We start from the raw sequence: 24,358 nt of genomic DNA, 5'->3' as shown, positions 1-24,358 counted from the left end.
GGTAACTAATCCGATTTGCTAACAGCACTGTACGTGTATAGTAGGGAATGTATCAAAGAAGGCACAGTCATGGCAGATATCAAGCAACTATTCGCAAATAACCTTTCTTGGTCTGAAAATATCAAGGAAGAGAAACCTGAGTTTTTTACCCATCTCGCGAAAGCACAACACCCTGAATACTTATGGATTGGCTGTTCTGATAGCCGCGTTCCTGCAGAACGCCTAACAGGTTTAGTCTCTGGTGAACTCTTCGTTCACCGTAACGTTGCCAACCAAGTAATTCATACCGACCTTAACTGTTTATCCGTCGTTCAATACGCGGTTGATGTACTAAAAGTACGTCATATCATTATTTGTGGTCACTACGGTTGTGGCGGCGTTTCTGCTGCGGTTGAAAACCCACAATTGGGTCTTATCAACAACTGGTTACTTCACATCCGTGATTTATACCTTAATCATCGCGATGTATTAGATAGCATGTCGCCAGTAGATCGTGACAATAAGCTATGTGAAATCAACGTGGCCTCTCAAGTCTACAACCTAGGTAACTCGACCATCATGCAACAAGCATGGGAACGTGGTCAGAAAGTGAAGATCCACGGTTGGATCTACGGTATTGATAACGGCGTTCTTCGTGACCTTGGCATGACATCAACTAGCCGCGAATCACTTGAAGCAAACTATGTTTCTTCTATGGAATCTATCCTACCGAGTAGCCAAGCCTAACTCGCTTTCAAGCAACAATCCCCCAAATACTAAAAAAGCGACCTAAGGTCGCTTTTTTCTCTCGCGCAGAATTAATCTTCTTGCGGAACCACTTTACCAATGAAAGGTAGGTGGCGGTATTTTTGTGCGTAGTCGATGCCGACACCCACAACGAATTCGTCTGGAATGCTAAAGCCGAACCAATCCACGTCTACGTGTACTTCACGGCGCTCTGGTTTATCCAGTAGCGTACAGATACGGATTGAGTTTGGTTCACGGATAGATAGGATTTCACACACTTTGCTTAGGGTGTTACCCGTATCGATGATGTCTTCAACAAGTAGAACATCTTTACCTTTGATATCGTCATCCAAGTCTTTCAGGATACGAACATCACGCGAACTTTCCATCGTATTACCGTAGCTTGAAGCAGTCATGAAGTCGACTTCGTGCGGCAGCTCGATTGCACGTGCTAGATCAGCCATAAACACAAATGAGCCACGTAGTAGACCTACCATGACCAAGTTTTCAGAATCTTTGTAGTGTTCGGTAATTTGCTTTCCTAGCTCTTTAACACGTGCCTGAACATCCTGCTCAGAAATCATAACTTCAACGGTGTGCTTCATCTTTTTCTCCATTAGCACGGCAGCAAGCAACGCCGTGTATAGACCAGTATCCAAAGAATGGCATTGTACCATTCCTTTCACGCAAACGTTATTTTATCAATAGTGTCAATTATACGACACACTTAGACAAGATCTCGTTTGAACCCCTTTGGTTGCTCCTGTACAGTTATTAAACAAAACAAATAAATATATTTTATAAATACTTAGGCTAGGGATTTAAGCTAATATGGATACTATCACCAAAAAAACACGCACCCGTCTCTCACCAGAAAAACGTAAACAGCAACTTTTGGATTATGCGTTAGACGTATTTGCGCGTCGTGGTATTGGTCGTGCTGGTCATGCAGACATAGCAGAAATGGCTAATGTTTCAGTTGCTACCGTGTTTAATTACTTTCCAACCCGTGAGGCACTAGTTGAAGAAGTGCTTTCTCAAGTCGAAAGCCAGTTTAATATTCTAGTTAACCATTGCCTTGGTGAGGCGGATAAAACCCTCTCGGCACGGTTAAATTGCATTTCTCATAACCTCATTGATGCTGTCATTGAGCAAAAAGACTGGTTAAAAGTATGGTTCGAATGGAGTACTTCGGTACGTGAAGACATCTGGCCACACTTTATTACGGGCAACAAAAAAAGTTTAAAACAGATCACTGAAATGTTTGAACAGGCGATTGAGAACGGTGAAATCACTGCCGACCGAGACCCTAAACAACTTTGTGGTTTGCTTCACGGCATTTGCTATGTGCTGTACTTGCATTCAAACCTGCACCCAGATCAAGAGCTCATGTACGCAGAAGCGAAGCAATATCTGGCGACCATTTATGCAGAAGCCTGATCCAGAACCAAAAGAAAGCCGATACCATGGGTATCGGCTTTGTTTTATCTATTGCAATTAACCTTAACGACTAATCATCTATAGCAAAGAGTCTAAGCCGTCGCGGCAAACAGAACAGGCTCGTGTGGTTCTACCATCACAGCCACTTTCTCACCAATTTTTAATAGCAAATTAGAGTTCACCACTAAACGGTGCCCCTCAAGCTCGACCGTATAACGGCAGCTATCGCCCATAAACTGTTGCTCAGCAATCACACCTTGCCCTTCGCTATCAGGTTGCACCGAGAGGTTTTGTGGTCGGAGCAACCATTCAACCTGACTCTTATCATCGTAAGCATGCTCAGCACTTAAGTTAACTTCCCCTAGAGGGGTTGTCAGCGAACCTTGCTGGATCTGAGCGGGTAAGTAAGAGCTGCTTCCTAAGAACTCAGCCACAAAACGGCTACTCGGACGATAGTAAAGCTCGGTCGCGGTACCAAATTGCTCGATCACCCCGTTATTCATTACCGCCATACGGTCGGCAAACGCAAACGCCTCTTCACGCGAGTGAGTCACGAAAATCGCGGTGACGCCCTGCTTTTTGAAAATCGCACGAATGTCCTTGATCATCCCATGGCGTACTTGGGTGTCGATATTAGAGAAAGGTTCATCGAGTAAGATCAAATCCGGTTCGCACGCTAGTGCACGGGCAATCGCCACTCGCTGCTGCTGACCACCCGATAATTGGTGCGGATAACGATCGTCTAACCCATTGAGGTGCACCAATTCCAGCATCTGCTGAATTTTTTGCTCAACCCGAGACTTATCCCAATCCCGTAAACCAAAGGCTATGTTCTGCGCCACAGTGAGGTGTGGGAACAACGCGTAGTCTTGGAAGATCATCCCAATATTGCGTTTTTCTGGTGGCAACCAAGTGCTGTCATCGGCAATGGTGCGACCATGAATATGCATGGTCCCGCTCTCTAAAGGCAGCAGTCCGGCAATGGCTTTCAGCAAGGTCGTTTTACCGCAACCACTGGCTCCCAGCAGACAAACAATTTCGTTATCTTCAACAGGTAAAGAAAGGTTCTTTAGTACCGCCTGACCATTGTAGCGGCAAGTTAAATCCTTAACGGATAATGCATGACTCATCGGTGCTTTTGCTCCAAGGAACGGTTAACCATAACCAGTGGGATCAACCCCACCACCACTAGCAATATTGCCGGCAACGCAGCTAACTCCAGCTGCTCATCTGAGGCGAAATTAAAAACATAGGTCGCCAAGGTTTCAAAATTAAACGGACGCAATAACAGCGCGGCATTGAGCTCTTTCATCGACTCGATGAACACCAATAGCCCTGCAATCAGGCAACCACGACGGATCAAGGGTAAATGTACCCGACGTAACATCGAGGTTGATGCATAGCCCATGGTTTTTGATGCCATATCTAGCGACGGTGGGATCTTCGCCAAGCTACTTTCAACACTACCGATTGCCACTGCCGCAAAGCGCACCACAAACGCAAAGATAATTGCCACCATGGTGCCCGAGAAGATCAACCCCGGACGCCCTAATCCCCAGTCACGAGCGAAATCATTGACTAAGTGATCCGCCGAAGTTAGCGGGATCATCACTCCAATCGCAAGCACAGTGCCCGGTACCGCATAACCCAGCGATGAAATGCGCAGAGGTACCGTGGTTTGGGTACGGCTATCAAGGCGATGATAGAAATTCACTGCCAGAGCCAGTAGTACAGCCAGCAAAGCTGCAACAGTAGAAACAAACAAACTGTTAAGGCTGTATTGCTGAAATTCAGTGGTCCAACTCTCAGCAAAGTAATGAAAAGCGTAATAACCCAACTGCAAAATCGGGAACAAGAAGGCGATAGCCACTAGGCTCCAACACCACACAACCGCACACCATTTCTTCGCGCCAATTAAGGTATAGCGAACATCATCCCCGTGTTCAAACTGCTGCTGAAACAGCTTTTGTTTACGACGACTAAAACGCTCGGCACTGATCAACAAAAAGATCACCACCAGCATAATGGCTGAGATTTTTGCCGCTGCATTAAGGTTGGAATACCCAAGCCAAGTATCGTACACCGCCGTTGTCAGCGTGTTCACCGCAAAATAGCTCACAGTACCAAAATCACCCAGGGTTTCCATCGCTACCAGCGACATCCCGACCGCAATCGATGGACGGGCTAACGGCAGTGAAATTCGACGGAAACTTTCCCATGGCGAGCAGCGCAGTAAGCGTGCCGATTGCAATAGGCTGACACTTTGCTCCATGAAGGCAGCGCGAGCCAATAAGTAGATGTAAGGGTAAAGCACTAGCGCCAATACAAAACAAGCGCCACCTAAAGAGCGGATATCTGGAAACCAATAATCATGCACGCTGTGCCAACCAAAGGTATCGCGTAAGAAGATTTGTACCGGACCGGCATAATCAAACCAGTCGGTATAGATATAACCCACGATATAACCCGGCATCGCAAGTGGCAGTACCAAAGACCACTGCAACACCTTCTCACCGGGAATGCGGCACATTGCCATGATCCACGCCGAGGGTAAACCAAACAACAATGCCAATACTAAAGTCCCTACCACCAACCAAAACGTATTGGCGGTGTAGGTTGTCATTACGGTATTCATCAGGTGAGCAAACACATCGTCGCTTTCACCCATCGCCGTAATGAAGATCGCTAAAATAGGCAAAACCAGCAGCAGGGAAAGCCCCCAACTGCTGGTTCGCCAAAATATAAACTTTTCTCTCATTGCCAACTACTTAGCGTAATCTCATCTGACTCATTACTCATTTAGTAAACACGTATGATCCCTCACTCGTTGGATACCATCCAAATTCAAGTCGACCAGCCATACACTTAAAGCAAAAACAAAATGGGGCATAACGCCCCACTTTTTAACTCACTCAATTACAAGTCAAACTTCACTTCATCCAGAAGTTTGATTGCTGTGTTGTGGTATTCCGCCACTTTCTCAAGTGATAGCTTGTCTGCATCGAAATCGCCCCAAGATGCCACTAGCTCTGAGCGCTTAACGCCATCTTTCACTGGGTACTCATAGTTCACTTCAGCGTACATTTGCTGGGCTTTATCACCCGTTAAGAATTCCATCAGCTTTTGTGCGCTGTCTTTGTTCGGCGCGTATTTCGCCATTGCCATACCACTTACGTTAACGTGAGTGCCGTTGGCTTTTTGACCAGGAAAGTTGATGTAAACCGCTTCAGCCCAAGCTTTTTGCTTGTCATCGTTAACCATCTTACCTAGGTAGTAGCTGTTACCGATTGCTAGATCACACAGACCTTCTTTCACCGCTTTTACTTGCGCACGGTCGTTACCTTGCGGCTTGCGAGCTAGGTTGGCTTTCACACCTTCTAGCCATGTTTTCGCTTCAGCTTCACCGTGGTGAGCAATCATCGAAGACACTAGCGATACATTGTATGGGTGCTTACCAGAGCGAGTACAAATCTTGCCTTTCCACTCAGGCTTAGCAAGATCAGCATAGTCAAACTCAGCTGGTAGGCGACCTACACGGTCACGAGATGAATAAACATTACGAGCACGTAGTGTTAGCGCAAACCACTCGTCTTCGTTGTCACGGTATTGAGCTGGCACGTTTTGCTCAATCACTTTACTGTCAACAGCTTGTACTAGACCTTTATCTACTAGCTCAACCAAGCGGCTGATATCAGTTGTTAGGATCACGTCAGCAGGGCTGTACTCACCTTCTTGTTGAAGTTTTTCTGCAAGGCCTTTTTTCGCAAACTTCACGTTTACTTTAATGCCCGTTTCTTTTGTGAACTCGTTAAACATTGGCTCAACCAAGAATGGTTGACGGTAAGAGTATACGTTCACTTCTTCAGCAGCAGTTGCTACCTGAGGTGCTGCCAAAGCACAGAAAATTGCCGAAGCTAACAGCTTTTTCATTTATTCATCCCTTAACGAAAAGTAAAATGATAACAGTTATCAATGCGATTAATTATACTGTAACACATGACCAACACAACGCACTGAAACAATTCAACACAAAAAAAACGCTTCTTTACAGAAGCGTTCATTAAAAGGTGTGAACTAGATGTATGTTATTGGTTTCTTAGTATACTTTACGTTGTGCTATCAATTGATTACTTCACACTGACAAACTCAGGGTATGCATCAACACCGCAGTCATGCATATCCATGCCGGCTAACTCTTCCTCTTCCGTTACGCGAATACCAACCGTGTACTTAAGCACGGCCCATACCAACAGGCTTGAACCAAATACCCAGCCAAAGATAACCACAGCCCCTAGTAATTGCGCGCCAAATGTTGCATCCGTGTTGCTAAATGGCACCGCCATCAGGCCGAAGAAGCCACACACACCGTGAACAGAAATCGCACCTACAGGGTCATCCACTTTGATTTTATCCAAGCCAATGATGCTAAATACCACCAATGCGCCTGATACAACACCGATGATCACTGCCGCCATTGGTGATGGTGATAACGGGTCTGCCGTTATAGCCACCAAGCCTGCCAACGCACCATTAAGCACCATGGTTAAATCCGCTTTACCCCAAGTCGTTTTACATACCGCCAGTGCTGCAATTGCCCCTGCAGCAGCAGCTGCATTGGTGTTCAAGAAGATTTGACCAACCGCAGTCGCGTTTTCAAAGTCCGACACCATCAACTGTGAACCGCCGTTAAAACCAAACCAACCAAACCACAAGATGAACGTACCTAAGGTAGCCAGTGGCATGTTTGAGCCTGGAATTGGGTAGATTTCACCATTTTTACCGTATTTACCTTTACGCGCGCCCAGTAGTAGCACCCCAGCTAACGCAGCTGCTGCGCCCGCCATGTGGACGATACCTGAGCCTGCAAAGTCGCTGAATCCCGCTTCAGATAAGAAACCACCGCCCCATGTCCAGTAACCTTCCATTGGGTAGATAAAGGCCGTCAAAATGATAGAGAAAATGAGGAACGACCATAACTTCATGCGCTCAGCTACTGCACCAGAAACCACTGACATTGCAGTCGCTACGAACACCACTTGGAAGAAGAAATCAGACTCTAGCGAGTGGTCGGCTCCTTCCGCTTGGCTACCAATCAAAGTGCCAAACGAGGGTAGCCAGCCGCCTTCACCGTTATCGACATACATGATGTTGTAGCCCACGACTAAATACATGGTACAAGCGATGGCGTACAAACAGACGTTCTTGGTTAGGATTTCAGTGGTATTTTTCGAGCGCACTAAGCCCGCTTCGAGCATGGCAAACCCCGCAGCCATCCACATGACCAAGGCACCTGACATCAAAAAGAAAAACGTATCGAGCGCATAACGCAGCTCTGTAACTGTGGTTGATAATTCCATGGTTCTATCCCCTAATCACCGCAAAAATTTAAAGCGCTTCAATATCAGTTTCACCAGTACGAATACGCACTGCATGATCCAAGTCGTACACAAAGATTTTGCCGTCACCGATCTTGCCGGTTTGCGCAGCATTAGCGATCGCCTCCACAATCGCTTCCAAATTCTCAGCTTGGGTGGCAATTTCTAGCTTCACCTTTGGCAGAAAATCCACTTGGTACTCTGCGCCACGATACAATTCGGTATGGCCTTTCTGGCGACCAAAGCCTTTCACCTCAGTGACTGTCATGCCTTCGACACCAACATCGGCCAAGGCTTCACGCACATCATCGAGCTTAAACGGTTTGATAATCGCATTAATTAGTTTCATTGCTTGCTCCTTAAACATGAATGCTGCTGCGTTATATCCGGGTAGCTGTTGTTGATTAAGGAATAAACAAGTCACGTGCCAACTTTTTTTACAGTTAATTTTCAGTGCGTTAGGCAAAACTCAAACGTCAGGCACAAAAAAGCCGCACCAAAAAGGTGCGGCCATTTCACTAAAATCATGCATTTTTATGCGGGTGATATGCAATGCTCAAAAACGGGTCACAAAAGCGCGCCACGCGTCCAGCACTTGGCTGAAATCTTCGATCCCGCACACCGCGATACTCTCCTCATCATACAGATGGAGATCTTCTTCTAGCTCATTATCATCTTCTGAAAACAAGAAGTTAGCCTGAATCAAAGCTTCGTTATCTTGCAGGCTCAAAGTCAACTCATCACCAATCAAGCGCCATTCTTGGGGGCTATTTTTCAATGCACTAATTTGCGCCACGACCAGATCCATTTTGGCAAAGTCTTTCCCGACTTCTTCCACCAACCAGCGTCCTAGTGCTTCGTGACCCATGGAAAAGATCGCATGATAACTGCCTTCCAAGGTATTTTTTTTAAATTCGTAGTCCATCGCTACCCTCTTCGTTAACCATGCGTACAATAGAACTCTCGCTGGCACATTTTCAGGATATCCGCAAAGAATGCAACTCAATGCCACTATTGCGCGCCAAATCATCGAACGCACCATGAAAATCATCCCTTATTCGATCAATGTGATGAACGAACAAGGCAGGATCATTGGCTCAGGCGATCCCGCACGGATCAATCAACGCCACGATGGGGCGATCTTAGCGATTAACGATAACCGAGTGGTTGAAATCGATCAGGCGACCGCCAATCAACTCAAAGGGGTCAAACCAGGGATCAACCTACCTATCTTGTTTCATCAAGAGGTAATCGGTGTCATTGGTATCTCTGGGGTACCAGAGCAAGTGCGCAGTTTTGGTGAGCTCGTAAAAATGACCGCAGAATTGATCGTCGAGCAGGCGGCACTCATGTCACAAATTCAGTGGGATAAACGCCACCGCGAAGAACTCGTGCTGCAGTTGATCAAAGGGAGCGAATTAAACGAAAATCAACTGACCAACATCGCTGAGCGGTTAGATCTCGATCTTAGCCAACCCCGAATTGCAGCTGTTGTCAAAGTGTTGCCAACCCAAGGCGAGCAGTTATCTCTAGAATATTTACAGCGGGTAGTTCACCTTTTGGAGTACCCTGAGCGGAATAACTTGGTGGGGATAGTATCGGTATCGCACAACGAAATTGTGGTGCTTAAACCCATCACCTTAGTAAACGGTGAGTGGCTCCATAGCGATGAACTCAAACGCGCTCAAAAGCTGATGAAACGCGCCGCTAAAGACGGCAGCTTTACCCTGCAAATTGCTATGGGCGGCTACTTTCCCACCCTTGATGGTTTAGCAAAATCTTACCTCACCGCCCAAGCGACCCTTGAAGCCAATATCAGCGATGACAGCTTGCTCTTTTACCACGACCACCTGCTGCCCGTGTTGCTGAGCGGATTAAAACACGAAGCATGGCGTCATGAGCAACTTTGTGCGCCATTAACAAAATTACGCGCTAATGATCCACGTGGCATATTATTCAAAACACTGAAGACATTTTTTGTTCAAAATTGTGATTTAGCGCAAACATGTCAACAACTCCATATTCACAGAAATACGCTGCGTTATCGGCTTGAAAAAATAGAACAAGAAACATCTTTAAATTTCAACAATATAGCAGACAAGACCCGCTTGTACTTAGCCGTACTCAATCACAGTTAATTTCCTGTATTTTGTGCAAACGCACAAAATACAGCTTTTTGCTTTCAATGTTATTTGGTCGCTCGCCCAAAGCATCTCCTCACAAGAATCAGTACAGTAGCCCCCACTAAAACCTCTCTACCTTTTTAAATTAAAACCGCGATAGGCACGTACCTGATCGCTTTTGTATGGACGCATCACCATGATCGAAGTATCCACCCTCGGCGCACTCGCCGCTTTAATTGTTGCTATTACTCTTATCCTCCGCAAAGTGCCGCCAGCTTACGGCATGATTATTGGTGCCCTTGTGGGTGGTATTGTCGGTGGTGTATCACTAACTGACACCGTTGGCCTGATGATTGGCGGGGCGCAAGGCATTGTGACGGCTGTACTACGTATTTTGGCTGCAGGTGTGCTAGCTGGCGTGTTGATTGAATCAGGTGCTGCAACATCGATTGCAGAAACCATAGTGAAAAAAGTCGGTGAGACTCGCGCCCTGCTGGCGCTCGCCGTCGCCACTATGATCCTAACCTCGGTGGGTGTCTTTGTTGACGTGGCGGTTATCACAGTTGCACCGATTGCACTGGCGATTGCGCACCGCGCAGACCTATCTAAAATGGCGATTCTGCTAGCGATGATCGGTGGTGGTAAAGCCGGTAACGTTATGTCACCAAACCCAAATGCTATCGCAGCTTCTGATGCCTTCAACGTTCCACTGACGTCTGTGATGGCAGCTGGTGTGATCCCAGGTTTATGCGGTATGGCTTTCGCCTACTTCCTTGCGAAAAAGCTGGTGAATAAAGGCAGCAAAGTACAAGCGCACGAAGTAGTCAGTGTAGATCACAGTCGCCTACCAAAATTTACGCACGCGATTGTGGCGCCATTGGTTGCCATTGCCCTACTGGCTTTACGCCCGATTGCAGGTATTAACGTTGATCCACTGATCGCCCTACCACTAGGTGGTCTACTGGGTGCGGTTGTTATGGGTCGCTTCCGCGATGCTAACCACTTTGCAGTTTCCGGTCTAAACCGTATGGCGCCAGTTGCGGTAATGCTACTGGGTACAGGTACTTTAGCAGGCATTATTGCTAACTCGGGCCTAAAAGCAGGCTTGATTGATGTACTTACCGCATCAGGTCTACCTTCTTACTTATTAGCACCAATTTCAGGTGCCATGATGTCACTGGCAACCGCTTCAACCACAGCAGGTACAGCAGTCGCAGCAAGTGTCTTTAGCCACACTATTCTTGAACTGGGTGTGCCAGCGCTAGCAGGTGCTGCCATGATCCACGCCGGTGCAACGGTTCTTGACCACATGCCACACGGAAGCTTCTTCCACGCAACCGGTGGTGCCGTGCACATGGACATTAAAGAACGTCTCAAATTGATCCCATACGAGTCAGCAGTTGGTCTGATGATTGCGGTGGTATCTACCCTTATCTTCGGTGTATTTGGTTTCTTCGTTTAAGGCTTATTACCTATGAAAATTGTTATCGCTCCAGACTCATACAAAGAAAGCCTATCGGCAATGGAAGTCGCAACCGCGATTGAAAACGGCTTCCGTCAGGTGCTACCTGATGCGGAATACCACAAGCTGCCAATGGCAGACGGTGGTGAAGGTACTGTGCAGTCTCTAGTCGATGCAACCCAAGGTCACATTGTAAATTGCCGTGTGACCGGCCCTTTGGGCGAACAAGTTGAAGGCTTTTACGGCCTGATGGGCGATGACAAAACCGCGATCATTGAAATGGCAGCGGCATCGGGTTTACACCTAGTCCCAAGCGAACAGCGTAATCCACTACAAACCACCACTTATGGCACAGGTGAGCTGATCAAAGCCGCACTGGACCGTGGTGTAAATCACATCATCGTAGGTATTGGCGGCAGTGCCACCAACGACGGTGGTATTGGTATGGCGCAAGCATTGGGCATTCAATTGCTTGATAGCGAAGGCAAGGAAATTGGCTACGGCGGTGGCGCTTTAGCGCGCCTTGCTAGCATCAACATGGCAAACATCGACCCACGCTTGGCGACGATTAGGTTAGAAGTTGCGTGTGATGTGGATAACCCATTATGCGGACCAAAAGGCGCATCTCATGTCTTTGGCCCGCAAAAAGGGGCAACACCAGCAATGGTTGAGCAGCTTGATGCTAACTTGGCGCATTATGCTGAGGTGATCAAAAGCCAACTGGATAAAGATGTTAAAGACATGGCTGGTGCAGGTGCTGCTGGTGGTTTAGGTGCCGCACTGCTTGGTCTTCTGTCTGCTGAGCTACGCCCAGGCATTGATATTGTGATGGATGCGGTCGATCTTAAAGCTCAGCTTGCCGATGCGGATTTGGTGATCACAGGTGAAGGTCGTATCGATAGCCAAACCATTCACGGTAAGACCCCAATTGGTGTCGCACGTACCGCGAAAGGGTTTGATATCCCAGTCGTTGGCATTGCAGGCTGCTTATCGAATGATTGCCATGTGGTTCACGACCACGGTATCGATGCAGTATTTAGTGTGGTGCCACGTTCGGTATCGCTTGAAGAAGCGTTACGCGATGCTGCAGTGAATGTGGAACTTGCATCAGCCAATGTGGCGCGTGTCCTAAAACTGGGTCTACTCAATAAATAAATCAAATGGCATCCGCTAGATTTAAACACAACAACATTGAACACGTTAGTGTAGAAGTAGAAGCAAAAAGAAAGAAATGAAGACCAAGATCTTCAACAACAAAAAGCCCTCATTTTTATGAGGGCTTTGTTTTTATCAATAGTTGGAAACTGGGTTACACCGTAGTTTGGACAATCACGTCATCCGCTTTCTTGGTGTATGACTCCATACGGTGGAAGTTGAGGTAACGATAAGTATCAGCTGCGGTCGCATCAATCTGCTTCGCGTACTCAAGGTACTCTTCCTTGGTTGGAATTCGACCCAAGATAGCACCCACTGCTGCCAGCTCTGCCGATGACAGATACACATTAGCACCAGTACCCAAACGGTTCGGGAAGTTACGGGTTGAGGTCGACATTACAGTCGCTTTATCAGCAACACGCGCTTGGTTACCCATGCAGAGTGAACATCCAGGAGTTTCAATACGCACACCCGCACGTCCAAAGATACCGTAGTACCCTTCTTCGGTTAGCTGATCTTTATCCATCTTGGTTGGTGGTGCGACCCACAAGCGCGTATCAAGTTGACCGCCAAATTTCTCAAGCAGCTTACCCGCAGCACGGAAATGACCAATGTTGGTCATGCACGAACCAATGAAGACTTCATCAATCTCAGTGCCCTGTACATCCGATAGCAAACGCGCATCATCAGGGTCATTCGGCGCACATAAGATTGGCTCTTTAATCTCAGCTAGATCGATTTCAATGACATGCGCGTACTCGGCATCACTATCGGCTTCCATCAACTCAGGATTTGCCAACCAAGCTTCCATCGCACTAACACGACGTTCAATCGTACGACGGTCACCGTAACCTTCGGCAATCATCCACTTCAGCATTACGATGTTAGATTCAAGGTACTCGGCAATCGATTCTGGCGATAGCTTCACGGTACAACCCGCTGCACTACGCTCAGCAGATGCATCAGAAAGCTCAAACGCTTGCTCAACCGTTAGGTGCTCAACCCCTTCAATCTCGAGTACTCGACCAGAGAATTCGTTGATCTTACCGGCTTTCTCAACCGTCAGAAGCCCTTGTTGGATCGCGTAATACGGAATGGCATGAACCAAATCACGCAAGGTGATCCCTTCTTGCATCTCGCCTTTAAAGCGAACCAAGATTGACTCAGGCATATCTAATGGCATTACCCCAGTCGCAGCAGCAAACGCCACCAAACCAGAACCTGCAGGGAAAGAGATCCCCAATGGGAAACGCGTATGCGAGTCACCACCTGTACCCACAGTATCAGGAAGCAACATACGGTTTAGCCATGAGTGGATCACACCGTCACCCGGACGCAGTGAAACACCACCACGGTTCATAATGAAGTCAGGTAGAGTATGGTGGGTATTCACATCGACAGGTTTTGGATAAGCCGAGGTATGACAGAACGACTGCATCGTCAGTTCCGCAGAGAAGCCTAGACACGCGAGATCTTTTAGCTCATCACGGGTCATAGGACCAGTGGTGTCTTGCGAGCCTACTGTGGTCATCTTAGGCTCACAGTAAGTCCCTGGGCGAATACCTTCAACGCCACAGGCTTTACCCACCATTTTCTGCGCTAAAGTGTAGCCTTTGCCAGAATCAGCAACCGCAACAGGGCGACGGAACACTTCTGAAGATGCCAAACCTAACGATTGACGAGCACGGTCGGTTAACCCACGACCAATGATTAATGGAATACGACCACCGGCACGGACTTCATCAATCAATACATCGGTTTTCAGACCAAAAGTCGAAACTAGCTCATCGCTGTCATGACGACGAACTTCGCCTTTGTACGGGTAAACATCAATCACGTCACCCATATTCAGCGCGGTAACATCGACTTCGATTGGCAGTGCACCGGCATCTTCCATGGTATTAAAGAAGATTGGCGCGATCTTACCACCGAGCACATAACCGCCCGCACGTTTGTTTGGTACATTCGGGATGTCATCACCCATAAACCAAAGCACAGAGTTGGTTGCTGATTTACGCGATGACCCCGTACCAACAACATCACCAACGTACACTAGCTGGTGACCTTTTTCTTTTAGTGCATCGATCTGTTTGATTGGACCAATTGCGCCCGGCTGTTCTGGCTCAATACCTTCACGCTCATTTTTTAGCATCGCAAGGGCGTGAAGTGGGATATCAGGGCGTGACCACGCATCTGGCGCTGGCGACAAATCATCGGTATTGGTTTCGCCTGTCACTTTAAAGACAGTTAGAGTGATTTTTTCAGCCAGTTCAGGCTTGGAGAGGAACCATTCGGCATCGGCCCATGATTGTAATACTTGCTGAGCAAAAGCATTGCCCGCTTTGGCTTTTTCTTCCACATCGTAAAAAGCATCAAACATTAGCAAGGTATGGGATAGGGCTTTGACCGCGATTGGCGCTAGTGCGTTATCATCAAGCAACGCAATGAGCGGCTCAATGTTGTAACCCCCTTGCATAGTACCCAGCAGCTCTGCCGCTTTTTCCGCAGAGACAATCGGCGACTTTGCCTCCCCTTTTGTGACTGCCGACAAAAAGCCCGCTTTTACATAAGCAGCTTCATCCACACCAGGGGGAATGCGATTTTCTAGGAGATCCAACAGAAAGGCTTCTTCACCCGCAGGTGGATTTTTAACAAGTTCCACCAGCGCGGCAACTTGTTCAGCATCGAGAGGCTTAGGAACAACTCCTTCTGCAGCACGTTCTTCGACGTGTTTACGGTAGGCTTCAAGCACGACATATTCCTCTTATTTTGGTTCAGCCTTAACAGGCTAAACATCCTTGGAAGTGACTGGCCCCCTATGACGCTATTTGTATCGTGATATAGTAAATCAGATTCAAAGACACCCAAAAGAGACCAAAACCGTCTCTCAAGCATATCACCGTTAACTAAAATTTAAAAATAACCAACCTTTTACAACATTCACAATTTTTAAATTTGATAGTAAGCGGCAGTAACACTGCCGGCTCACCTTAATACCGATCAGGCTTTCTATCCTGTCAGAATACTGAGTTAAAACTTACTACCAAACTGAACATAGAAAGATGAATAGTTTTGTTCAGTTCGACCATAGGCGAAAATAAGAGGTCCAATTGGCGTGCTGATCCCTGAGAAAATACTGCCTGCATAATAAGTTGGAATTTCACTCAACTCGAAATGACTGTTGTTATAAACGCCGCCCCACTCTAACGAGCCGCCAACATAGACAGGTGATTGGAACAAACCAAAGTCGTTATCCATGATCCGATAGCGGTAAATGGCAGCAGAGAAAATTTTATTTTTGGCGGCAATGACCCCTTTAGGGGCACCCGATAGGTTCAAGAAACCACCTAGTTCTTTGGGTTCAAGAGGGAAAGGTGACTCAGAGTTAATTCGACCATATTCGGCTTTACCCATGAAAGTATGGCGACCCAAGGTATAAGCGCCCGTCCACACAAGATCAAAGCTGGTTGCGATTTCTTCTCCTTGAAGCAATGAGCCGATATTCACTTCTTGCTTATCACTAGATATCGCAAACTCTGCCACCAAGAAATTACCCTGAGTCGGTAAATCAATATTATCCAGCGTATCGTAGCTATAGCGCGCATACCCTTCTTGGCTTCGACGCTTCGAATCACCGATATTACTCGGCAGAGTCTTTAACTCAGAGGTACCATAAATATAGCGATACCCAAGATTCAGCGCTTGCCATAAGGTCGGCTGCCACCCTACAGAAGCATCAAAGGTGTAGGTCTCAAATCGAGAAGGATCGACCGTATTCTCATCCGGTAACTCTGTATTGGTAAAGAGTAAGGCGTTACGGTTATCAAGGCGATACTCTACCCCAATCAAACCAAACAATTCTTGCTCATCAATGAAGGGTAAATAAAGCTCGGTACTGGCGCGCTTATCCGAGCCAAACTCAAGCTCGGTACGCCACTCAGCGCCAGCTTCACTCAAGCCAGTAACATTCAGTGCCATCCCCAACGAATAGCGAGTGTTATTGGTAAAGTCATCTTCCAATGCAAAGCGCAAATCAAGGTAATTTGGCCCCCAGCTCTTCTCTTGCACATCCACCTGCACGACATTTTTATCGTCTTGCTTCACGATTTGATAATCAACCCGTTCAAAGCGATCCAAGGCATATAAATTACGTACCCCTTGCTCTAACTTCTCGGTATCAAGATCTTCCCCTTTCTTGAGGTTAAGGTGGTTGAGCAACACGCGATCAGAAAAGTTAGAGTGATTCACCAACTGAATTTCATCGATATACAACTCATCAACCCGCTCTAGCTTACGACGCTGACGCGTTTTTTTATCAACATACTGTTGGAAATCCACCGCATTACCTAATTTAGCCAGCTGAGACTGATAAGAGAGGGTAGAACGATAGCCTATGTCGCTGGCCTCACCCATTTTGCCCATATCTGTTGTTGAAATGCCTTTAACATCCGGCTGGATCAAAATATCAGCATCCGACAATAGGCCAATTTGCTGGGTAGTATTTTTGTGGATCATAAAATCGGTGAGTTGATCCATCACCGCAAAGTAGGTTTGCAGCTCATCGCGCTTTTTAAATTCATTACTCAGATCAACAGCGATAACAATGTCTGCGCCCATCGCTTTCACTACCGACACTGGTAAATTGTTGGTTATGCCCCCATCGACCAACAACTTTCCATCCAACTCCATGGGTGGCAATATCGCAGGGATAGACATACTCGCCTGCATTGCTTGCACCAAATCCCCGCTTTTCAGCTCAACCGAGGTCAGGTTTTCAATGTCGGTCGCCATCGCACGATACGGGATAGGTAAATTATCAAAGCTACTTTGGGCAGCAATCCCGCCCGACGTTTCCCGTAGAATTCGCGCCATGTTTTGCCCTTGCACAAACCCTTTTGGCACTTTGATCTGCCAGAGCTCAAATCCAACATCGGTATTGATCTGGAAGCGGTCTTCTTTTTGCTTATCACGGATCCGTCGCTCACTGCGTTCCACCCGATCTTTATAACCGTCTTGCCAATCAACCGTGGTCAAAAAGGCTTCGATTTCATCAGCGCTCATTCCGGTGGCATACAAACCGCCGATATAAGCGCCCATGCTGGTTCCTGCAATATAATCCACCGGGATCTGCATCTCTTCTAAAGCGCGCAATACGCCAATATGTGCCGCACCTTTCGCACCACCACCGCCGAGCACCACGCCAACTTTAGGTCTCTCAGAAGCATGTAGATTAATTGAAAAAAATATCCCACAGAAAGTGATGAGCATCACTAAAGTTTTACAGCTAACCGACCGATACATCTTAGTTAAGAATTTTATTAGTAGTGGCATAATTGGTGTCATTGGCTAAATGTTGTCCGAAAACGACTTACACGTTTAATACTCTAAAAAGATACAGCTAAGCATTATGAAGTTGAACCAGTTCACAATTAAACAAAAGCTAAGCCTGGCGATGGTTCTTGCCGTCCTAGCCTCAACAATTCTCGTGGGCATCATTAGCCAAAACCAGGCTCGAGATGTTATTGAAAACCGCTTACTCAAATCAGAACTACCTGCCACACTAAAACAAATTGGCAATAAAATCGATAAAGAGATATCTGTAATGCAAGCCGCAGCCCAGCAGCTTGCAACTAACCGTTTCATAACGGATTATTTCGAAGGTGAAAAGACACCAGAACAAGAAGCTCGCCTAGTTCAAGTTCTTAACGACGCCAAAGCTCAATACGATTTATTTGATTCATCGGTTGCAGACAGAAAAACCAACCGCTACTGGAATCAAGATGGTTTTTTACGTCAACTTAGTCCAACTAATAATATTGATAGTTGGTTCTTCGATTACGTAAAAAGCGGAAAAACATCAATGCTAAACGTATTCCAAGAAGCCAATGGTGACATAAAGCTATTTATTAACTACCAACAACTTAACGGTCGAGGTATGTCGGGACTATCAAAGTCTATCGATGAAATGGGTCGCTTTATAAACCAATTCCAATTAGAACAAACTGGCTTTGTCTACCTTACCGATGCAAGTGGTCATATTCGCATCCACAAAGATGCAAGCAAAATGGGCAAAGCGAGTCTGACTGATATTTATGGAGGCAACGCAGCTCGAACACTGCTAAATAAAGCTGAATTTAGTGTTACTGAAGCAAATATTAACGGTCAAGATACGCTCGTTGCAGCTAGCTATATCTCATCTATGGGCTGGTATGTTGTTGCTGAAATACCCAAAGAGGAAGCCTTTGCAGGCTTGAATCAAGCGCAATACCAAATTATGGTTTGGACGTTAGGCATTGCAGTCCTTTTCATTTTCGTCGCGATTGCTCTAGCAAGCTCAGTAACTCGTCCTATCGAAAATCTAGCAGCCGTATTTAAAGACTTGGGTGAAGGTGAAGGCGATCTACGCCACCGCATCGACGTCGAAGGTAAAGATGAAATCGCTCAGCTTTCTGAAGGCTTCAACAGCTTTATCAGCAAGATCCACAACTCGGTACGTGAAGTAGCTGAAACGGGTAACTCACTGCGTGGCGCCGCTGAAGCAGTTGCAAGCCAAGCACAACTAACGCTAGATAACAGCCACAGCCAACGTGACCGTACTATCCAAGTTGTTACCGCAATCAACGAAATGGGCGCAACCGTGAACGAAATCGCGGGCAATGCAGCACAAGCCGCCGATGCCGCTCACAATGCTGAAAGCGAAACTCAAAATGGTCAGGATGTGGTTGGTCAAGCGCGTAATAGCATCAACCAACTATCGAACGATGTGACTCAAGTGAGCGAAGTGATTGAATCACTGGCAAACAATACTCAAGCCATTGGCAGCATCCTAGATACTATTCGTGGTATTTCAGAACAAACCAACCTTCTAGCACTAAACGCAGCAATTGAAGCGGCGCGTGCTGGTGAGCAAGGTCGTGGTTTTGCGGTAGTTGCTGATGAGGTTCGCAGCCTTGCAAGCCGTACCTCGGATTCAACCGATGAAATCCAAAACATGATCAATCGTCTACAAGAAGAAGCGAGCAATGCGGTATCTGCTATGCAGCAAAGCCGTCAGCTCACTTCAGACGGTGTGTCAGCGGCAGATGAAGCATCAGGCGCTTTGGTGTCGATTGCTGAGCGTATCACCCTAATTTCAGATATGAACACTCAAGTTGCCACCGCGACCGAAGAGCAATCTACCGTGGTGAACGATATCAACTGCAACATTGAAGAAATTAACGAAACCACCCAGCGCACAGCAGATACCGCCGCTCAACTGGCCGATTCGAGCCAAGAGCTACGCGCCCTATCGCAGCGCCTAGATAGCATGGTTGGTACGTTCAAGCTCTAATAGCAAATAACAATAATAAAAGATTTAAAGGGAAGGCTTCGGCTTTCCCTTTTTCGCCTTTGGCAAAGCAAAATAGCAATAAATTGCAAGTAACCAGTCAATGCAGGATGCGTCTCCTTCAACGTAAGCCACCATCAGTACATGAAGTTCGGTGATGGCTACTGTTTTAATCACAGTGGAACATGAAAATTAAACACTTAACCATCAAGCAAAAGTTGGCATTTAGCTTTGTGCTTGCGATTTTAGTCTCAACAACGCTCGTAGGATTAGTTAGCCAACGTCAGGCTCGTGATGTTATCGAACAACGCCTGTTGCGCTCCGAATTACCTGCGACCTTGATGCAATTTAACCGCACTGTCGACAAAGAGATCTCGATCTTACTCGCGGCAGCAGAGCAGCTAGGTAACAGCCGCCTACTTACCGAAAAAGTGCAACTCAGCCAACACGCCAACCAAGATGCGGTCATCCTTGATGAGCTCAAAGCGGTTAAGCAGCAATACCAACTACTTGATGCCTCTATCGCTAATCGTCAAACCGGCACTTACTGGATGGACAGCTTCACGGAATCACGTCAACACCGCGCTAATGGCTGGTTCAGTAAACTGGTGGCCAGCGGACAAGAAAAATCGCTGAGCGTATACCGTGAAGACAGTGGCGAAGTAAAACTGTTCTTGAACTATCAACGCCCTCACGGCTCAACACTGGCTGGACTGTCCAAATCAATGACAGGGATGGTGAATTTCATCAATCAATTTACCTTGGAGCAAACTGGCTTTATCTACCTCGTCGATAGCCAAGGTACGTTACGCCTACACAAAAACAGCCAAAAGCTAGGTAAAGCATCGCTACAAAGCGAGTATTCATCGGCTAGCAGCCAAACCTTATTGCGCAAAGGCGACTTTAACTTTGCAATCATCGAGCGCGATGGGGCTGAACTATTAGTCGCGACCAGCTACATCCCTTCAATGGATTGGTTTGTGGTTGCTGAAGTACCACTGAAAGAGATCTTTTCTGAGCTCGATAAAGCTAGCCAACAAATCATGCTGTGGACTTTAGCGATTGCAGCGTTATGCGCCTTGATTGCCCTCTGGCTAGCTGGCAGCATCACGCGCCCTATCGCCAACCTTGCTGAAGTGTTCAAAGACTTAGGCGAAGGTGAAGGCGATCTGCGTCGTCGTATCGAGGTTGAAGGCAAAGATGAAATCGCTCAGCTTTCTGAAGGCTTCAACAGCTTTATCAGCAAGATCCACAACTCGGTACGCGAAGTAGCCGAAACCGGTAACTCGCTACGTGGCGCCGCTGAAGCAGTTGCAAGCCAAGCGCAACTCACACTAGATAACAGCCATAGCCAGCGCGATCGTACAATTCAAGTTGTGACTGCGATTAACGAAATGGGCGCAACCGTGAACGAAATCGCAGGCAATGCAGCGCAAGCCGCCGATGCCGCTCACAATGCTGAAAGCGAAACTCAAAACGGTCAGAATGTGGTGGGTCAAGCACGTAACAGCATCAACCAACTATCGAACGATGTAACCCAAGTGAGCGAAGTGATTGAGTCACTGGCAAACAATACTCAAGCGATTGGCAGTATCCTAGACACGATCCGTGGTATTTCAGAACAAACTAACCTTCTAGCACTAAACGCAGCGATTGAAGCAGCGCGTGCTGGTGAGCAAGGTCGTGGTTTTGCGGTAGTTGCCGATGAGGTTCGCAGCCTTGCAAGCCGTACGTCGGATTCAACCGATGAAATCCAAAACATGATCAACCGTCTACAGCAAGAAGCGAGCAATGCGGTATCTGCCATGGAGCAAAGTCGTCAGCTCACTTCAGACGGTGTTTCTGCCGCTGATGAAGCGTCTGGCGCTCTGATTTCGATTGCTGAGCGTATTACGCTGATTTCGGATATGAACACCCAAGTTGCCACCGCGACCGAAGAGCAGTCTACCGTGGTGAACGATATCAACTGCAACATTGAAGAGATCAACGAGACCACCCAGCGTACAGCAGATACTGCCGCTCAACTGGCCGATTCCAGCCAAGAGCTACGTGCGCTATCGCAGCGCTTAGATAGCATGGTGGGTACGTTTAAGCTGTAAGCGCTTTAGACCCCTCCCTAACCCTCCCCTTAATAAGGGGAGGGGATCTAAGAGCATTTCAGTGTTACCCCAACCACTCCTGCCTTCTCCCTTCAATGAGGAAATTAGAGAAGGTAAGCCCCATGAGCCACATCTTCTTAATCAACGCATGAACTCTAAAAGTATTTTAACCGCTTTTGTCCTCCCTCTTTTCAAGGGGGAGTTAGAGGGGGTAAGCAGTTAAAGATGCCCTTACGCTTCCACAGTTAAATCTGCAACCATCAAAAAACGCAAAATAACATTATGCAACACGACTAACACTTTGTGAGCTTCAACTGATTTTAATGTGTCACAGAGGGGTATTTTTACCGCTCAATTTGATCAATAACTAAAATCCAAAACAATGAAACTTACAACCGTTGCACTCTCTTCCCTTTTAGCCTTTGCATTTACATCAAACACTGCGTTTGCAGATCCAAAACTGCCAGGTACTGAGCAAGGCTACAGCTCCATTGAAATCATGCAGCAAGGCGAACCAGCCAAACTACATTGGGTATCGGTAGACGATATTGCAAAAAGCCTTGAAGGCAAGCCACCAATGGCGGTTGGCTTTGATATTGATGATACTGTGTTATTTAGCTCACCAGGCTTCTACCGTGGTCAGCAAGTATTCTCACCAAACGGTTACAGCTACCTGAAAAGCCAGAAGTTCTGGGACAAAATGAACTGTGAGTGGGAAAAATTCAGCCTACCGAAAACAATCGGTCAGAAGCTGATCACCATGCACCAACAGCGCGGTGATGAGATTTACTTCATTACTGGTCGTACAGGCTCAAGCTGTGAGATCTCAACTCAATACCTAAAAGATACCTTTGGCATCAAAAACATGCACAAGGTGATTTTTGCAGGTTCAAGCAAAACTGAATACACCAAAACCAAGTACATCAAAGGCAACAACATCAAGATGTACTACGGTGACTCTGACGGCGATATTATCTCAGCACGTAACGCAGGCGCCGAAGGTCTACGCATCATGCGTAACGCCAACTCTAGCTACAAGCCTGTACCACAAAACGGCATCTATGGTGAGAAAGTAGTTAAAGACTCCCAGTACTAATCGCTATCGCGCCTTACTCCAGATATAGCGTTACTTTAAGGCGGATTAAGAGACAGGTACAAAAAAAGCGCCCCTTTATCAAAAAGGGGCGCTTTTTTCTTATTCAATTACAGTGAGGTAATTACTTACGCTTTACTGCTTTTGGGTTTGGCAGGTCAGTGATTGAGCCTTCAAACACTTCTGCTGCTAGACCAACTGATTCGTGTAGCGTTGGGTGCGCGTGGATAGTTAGCGCGATGTCTTCTGCATCACAACCCATCTCGATAGCTAGACCGATTTCACCCAGTAGCTCACCACCGTTAGTACCAACGATAGCACCACCGATCACACGGTGCGTGTCTTTGTCGAAGATCATCTTCGTCATACCGTCAGAACAGTCAGATGCGATTGCACGACCAGAAGCTGCCCAAGGGAAAGTCGCAACTTCGTAGTTGATACCTTCTGCTTTCGCTTCTTTTTCAGTCTTACCAACCCATGCAACTTCTGGCTCAGTGTACGCGATTGAAGGAATAACTTTAGGGTCGAAGTAGTGCTTCTTACCAGAGATAACTTCAGCCGCTACGTGACCTTCGTGCACACCTTTGTGAGCAAGCATTGGTTGACCAACGATGTCACCGATAGCGTGAATGTGCGGTACGTTAGTACGCATTTGCTTATCAACGTTGATGAAGCCACGCTCGTCAACTTCGATACCCGCTTTTTCAGCATCGATCAGTTTACCGTTTGGTACACGACCGATAGCAACAAGAACTGCATCGTAACGTACAGGCTCAGCTGGTGCTTTTTTGCCTTCCATTGAAACGTAGATACCGTCTTCTTTCGCTTCAACAGCCGTTACTTTCGTCTCTAGCATCAGGTTGAATTTCTTCTTGATGCGCTTAGTGAAGACTTTAACGATGTCTTTATCTGCCGCAGGGATCACTTGATCGAACATCTCAACAACGTCGATTTGAGAACCTAGCGAGTGGTATACCGTACCCATTTCTAGACCGATGATACCGCCACCCATTACAAGTAGCTTCTCTGGAACTTCTTTCAGCTCTAGTGCGTCAGTTGAGTCCCAGATACGTGGATCTTCATGCGGGATGAATGGTAGCTCGATTGGGCGAGAGCCAGCTGCAACGATCGCGTTATCAAAGTTGATAGTCGTTTTACCTTCTTCACCTTCAACAACAATAGAGTTAGGGCCAGTGAATTTACCGTAACCATTTACCACGTTAACTTTACGCATCTTAGCCATACCGCCAAGACCGCCAGTTAGTTGAGTGATTACTTTTTCTTTCCACAGACGGATCTTGTTGATGTCTGTTTGTGGCTCACCGAAGACAACGCCGTGCTCAGCCATCGCTTTTGCTTCTTCGATAACTTTCGCTACGTGAAGAAGTGCTTTAGATGGGATACAACCCACGTTTAAACATACACCACCAAGTGTGCTGTATTTTTCGATTAGAACCGTATCTAGACCTAAGTCAGCGCAACGGAATGCCGCAGAGTAACCAGCAGGGCCTGAACCCAACACCACTACCTGGGCTTTAATTTCTTTACTCATTATGAG

General features: G+C 46.9%; 18 protein-coding genes. 8 read left to right on the top strand and 10 right to left on the bottom strand.

Annotation, left to right across the window (positions count from 1 at the left end):
• Positions 1–69 precede the first annotated feature (69 nt).
• The gene (gene can / locus A3K86_RS10610) at positions 70–726 is read left to right on the top strand and encodes a carbonate dehydratase (protein ID WP_068330868.1); all 657 of its coding nucleotides are present in this window, start codon (positions 70–72) and stop codon (positions 724–726) included.
• A 71-nt stretch (positions 727–797) separates the two neighbouring features.
• Here the strand turns inward: can and hpt are convergent, their stop codons facing one another.
• Positions 798–1,343, bottom strand: a complete 546-nt coding sequence (gene hpt / locus A3K86_RS10605) for a hypoxanthine phosphoribosyltransferase (RefSeq protein WP_198160419.1) — start codon at positions 1,341–1,343, stop codon at positions 798–800.
• A 214-nt stretch (positions 1,344–1,557) separates the two neighbouring features.
• On the opposite strand from hpt, the gene A3K86_RS10600 reads away from it, so the two are divergent.
• Entirely contained in the window at positions 1,558–2,166 is a 609-nt protein-coding gene (locus tag A3K86_RS10600) for a TetR/AcrR family transcriptional regulator (protein WP_068330866.1), read from the top strand.
• 92 nt (positions 2,167–2,258) lie between these two features.
• On the opposite strand, the gene A3K86_RS10595 is transcribed toward A3K86_RS10600, so the two are convergent.
• The 6 genes from A3K86_RS10595 to A3K86_RS10570 all read right to left on the bottom strand — a co-directional run bounded on the left by A3K86_RS10595 (position 2,259) and on the right by A3K86_RS10570 (position 8,466).
• Positions 2,259–3,296 (bottom strand): ABC transporter ATP-binding protein, encoded by a 1,038-nt coding sequence (locus tag A3K86_RS10595; protein ID WP_068330865.1) that lies wholly within the window; start codon positions 3,294–3,296, stop codon positions 2,259–2,261.
• Positions 3,293–4,924 carry an ABC transporter permease gene (locus A3K86_RS10590; RefSeq protein WP_068330864.1) on the bottom strand — a complete coding sequence of 544 codons (1,632 nt, stop codon included), beginning with the start codon at positions 4,922–4,924 and terminating at the stop codon, positions 3,293–3,295. Before A3K86_RS10590 ends, A3K86_RS10595 begins: the two co-directional genes overlap by 4 nt.
• A 158-nt stretch (positions 4,925–5,082) precedes the next feature.
• A complete protein-coding gene (locus A3K86_RS10585) occupies positions 5,083–6,096 on the bottom strand; it encodes a Fe(3+) ABC transporter substrate-binding protein (protein ID WP_068330863.1) in 1,014 nt (337 codons plus the stop codon).
• Between the two features lie 197 nt (positions 6,097–6,293).
• Positions 6,294–7,523: an ammonium transporter gene (locus A3K86_RS10580; protein WP_068330862.1), complete on the bottom strand. Its 1,230-nt coding sequence runs from the start codon at positions 7,521–7,523 to the stop codon at positions 6,294–6,296.
• Positions 7,524–7,551: 28 nt separating this feature from the next.
• Complete coding sequence (locus A3K86_RS10575) at positions 7,552–7,890, bottom strand: P-II family nitrogen regulator (RefSeq protein ID WP_068330861.1); 339 nt, start codon at positions 7,888–7,890, stop codon at positions 7,552–7,554.
• A 207-nt stretch (positions 7,891–8,097) separates the two neighbouring features.
• Positions 8,098–8,466 carry a YacL family protein gene (locus A3K86_RS10570; RefSeq protein ID WP_068330860.1) on the bottom strand — a complete coding sequence of 123 codons (369 nt, stop codon included), beginning with the start codon at positions 8,464–8,466 and terminating at the stop codon, positions 8,098–8,100.
• A 70-nt stretch (positions 8,467–8,536) separates the two neighbouring features.
• Between A3K86_RS10570 and A3K86_RS10565 the strand changes: the two genes are divergently transcribed.
• From A3K86_RS10565 to A3K86_RS10555, 3 genes are all read left to right on the top strand, one after another.
• Entirely contained in the window at positions 8,537–9,679 is a 1,143-nt protein-coding gene (locus A3K86_RS10565; protein WP_068330859.1) for a sugar diacid recognition domain-containing protein, read from the top strand.
• A 181-nt stretch (positions 9,680–9,860) separates the two neighbouring features.
• Positions 9,861–11,126 carry a GntP family permease gene (locus tag A3K86_RS10560; RefSeq protein WP_068330858.1) on the top strand — a complete coding sequence of 422 codons (1,266 nt, stop codon included), beginning with the start codon at positions 9,861–9,863 and terminating at the stop codon, positions 11,124–11,126.
• Between the two features lie 12 nt (positions 11,127–11,138).
• A complete protein-coding gene (locus A3K86_RS10555) occupies positions 11,139–12,281 on the top strand; it encodes a glycerate kinase (RefSeq protein ID WP_068330857.1) in 1,143 nt (380 codons plus the stop codon).
• A 154-nt stretch (positions 12,282–12,435) separates the two neighbouring features.
• Here A3K86_RS10555 and acnB read toward each other — a convergent pair whose 3' ends face one another.
• Together acnB and A3K86_RS10545 are read right to left on the bottom strand one after the other, a co-directional pair.
• A complete protein-coding gene (gene acnB / locus A3K86_RS10550; RefSeq protein ID WP_068330856.1) occupies positions 12,436–15,033 on the bottom strand; it encodes a bifunctional aconitate hydratase 2/2-methylisocitrate dehydratase in 2,598 nt (865 codons plus the stop codon).
• A 278-nt stretch (positions 15,034–15,311) separates the two neighbouring features.
• Positions 15,312–17,477 (bottom strand): patatin-like phospholipase family protein, encoded by a 2,166-nt coding sequence (locus tag A3K86_RS10545; protein WP_232321960.1) that lies wholly within the window; start codon positions 17,475–17,477, stop codon positions 15,312–15,314.
• Positions 17,478–17,688: 211 nt separating this feature from the next.
• Between A3K86_RS10545 and A3K86_RS10540 the strand changes: the two genes are divergently transcribed.
• The 3 genes from A3K86_RS10540 (at position 17,689) to aphA (ending at position 22,803) form a co-directional block, all read left to right on the top strand.
• Positions 17,689–19,611: a methyl-accepting chemotaxis protein gene (locus A3K86_RS10540; RefSeq protein WP_068330854.1), complete on the top strand. Its 1,923-nt coding sequence runs from the start codon at positions 17,689–17,691 to the stop codon at positions 19,609–19,611.
• A gap of 182 nt (positions 19,612–19,793) precedes the next feature.
• A complete protein-coding gene (locus A3K86_RS10535) occupies positions 19,794–21,707 on the top strand; it encodes a methyl-accepting chemotaxis protein (RefSeq protein ID WP_068330853.1) in 1,914 nt (637 codons plus the stop codon).
• 382 nt (positions 21,708–22,089) lie between these two features.
• Entirely contained in the window at positions 22,090–22,803 is a 714-nt protein-coding gene (gene aphA, locus A3K86_RS10530) for an acid phosphatase AphA (RefSeq protein ID WP_068330852.1), read from the top strand.
• 121 nt (positions 22,804–22,924) lie between these two features.
• Here the strand turns inward: aphA and lpdA are convergent, their stop codons facing one another.
• Positions 22,925–24,352: a dihydrolipoyl dehydrogenase gene (lpdA, locus tag A3K86_RS10525; RefSeq protein ID WP_068330851.1), complete on the bottom strand. Its 1,428-nt coding sequence runs from the start codon at positions 24,350–24,352 to the stop codon at positions 22,925–22,927.
• Between the last annotated feature and the right edge of the window lie 6 nt (positions 24,353–24,358).

The sequence above is a fragment of the Photobacterium jeanii genome, assembly GCF_001650345.1.
Classification (GTDB): Bacteria; Pseudomonadota; Gammaproteobacteria; order Enterobacterales; family Vibrionaceae; genus Photobacterium; species Photobacterium jeanii.
Note: the sequence above shows the minus strand (reverse complement) of the source record. Positions and strands in the feature narration are given on the sequence as shown.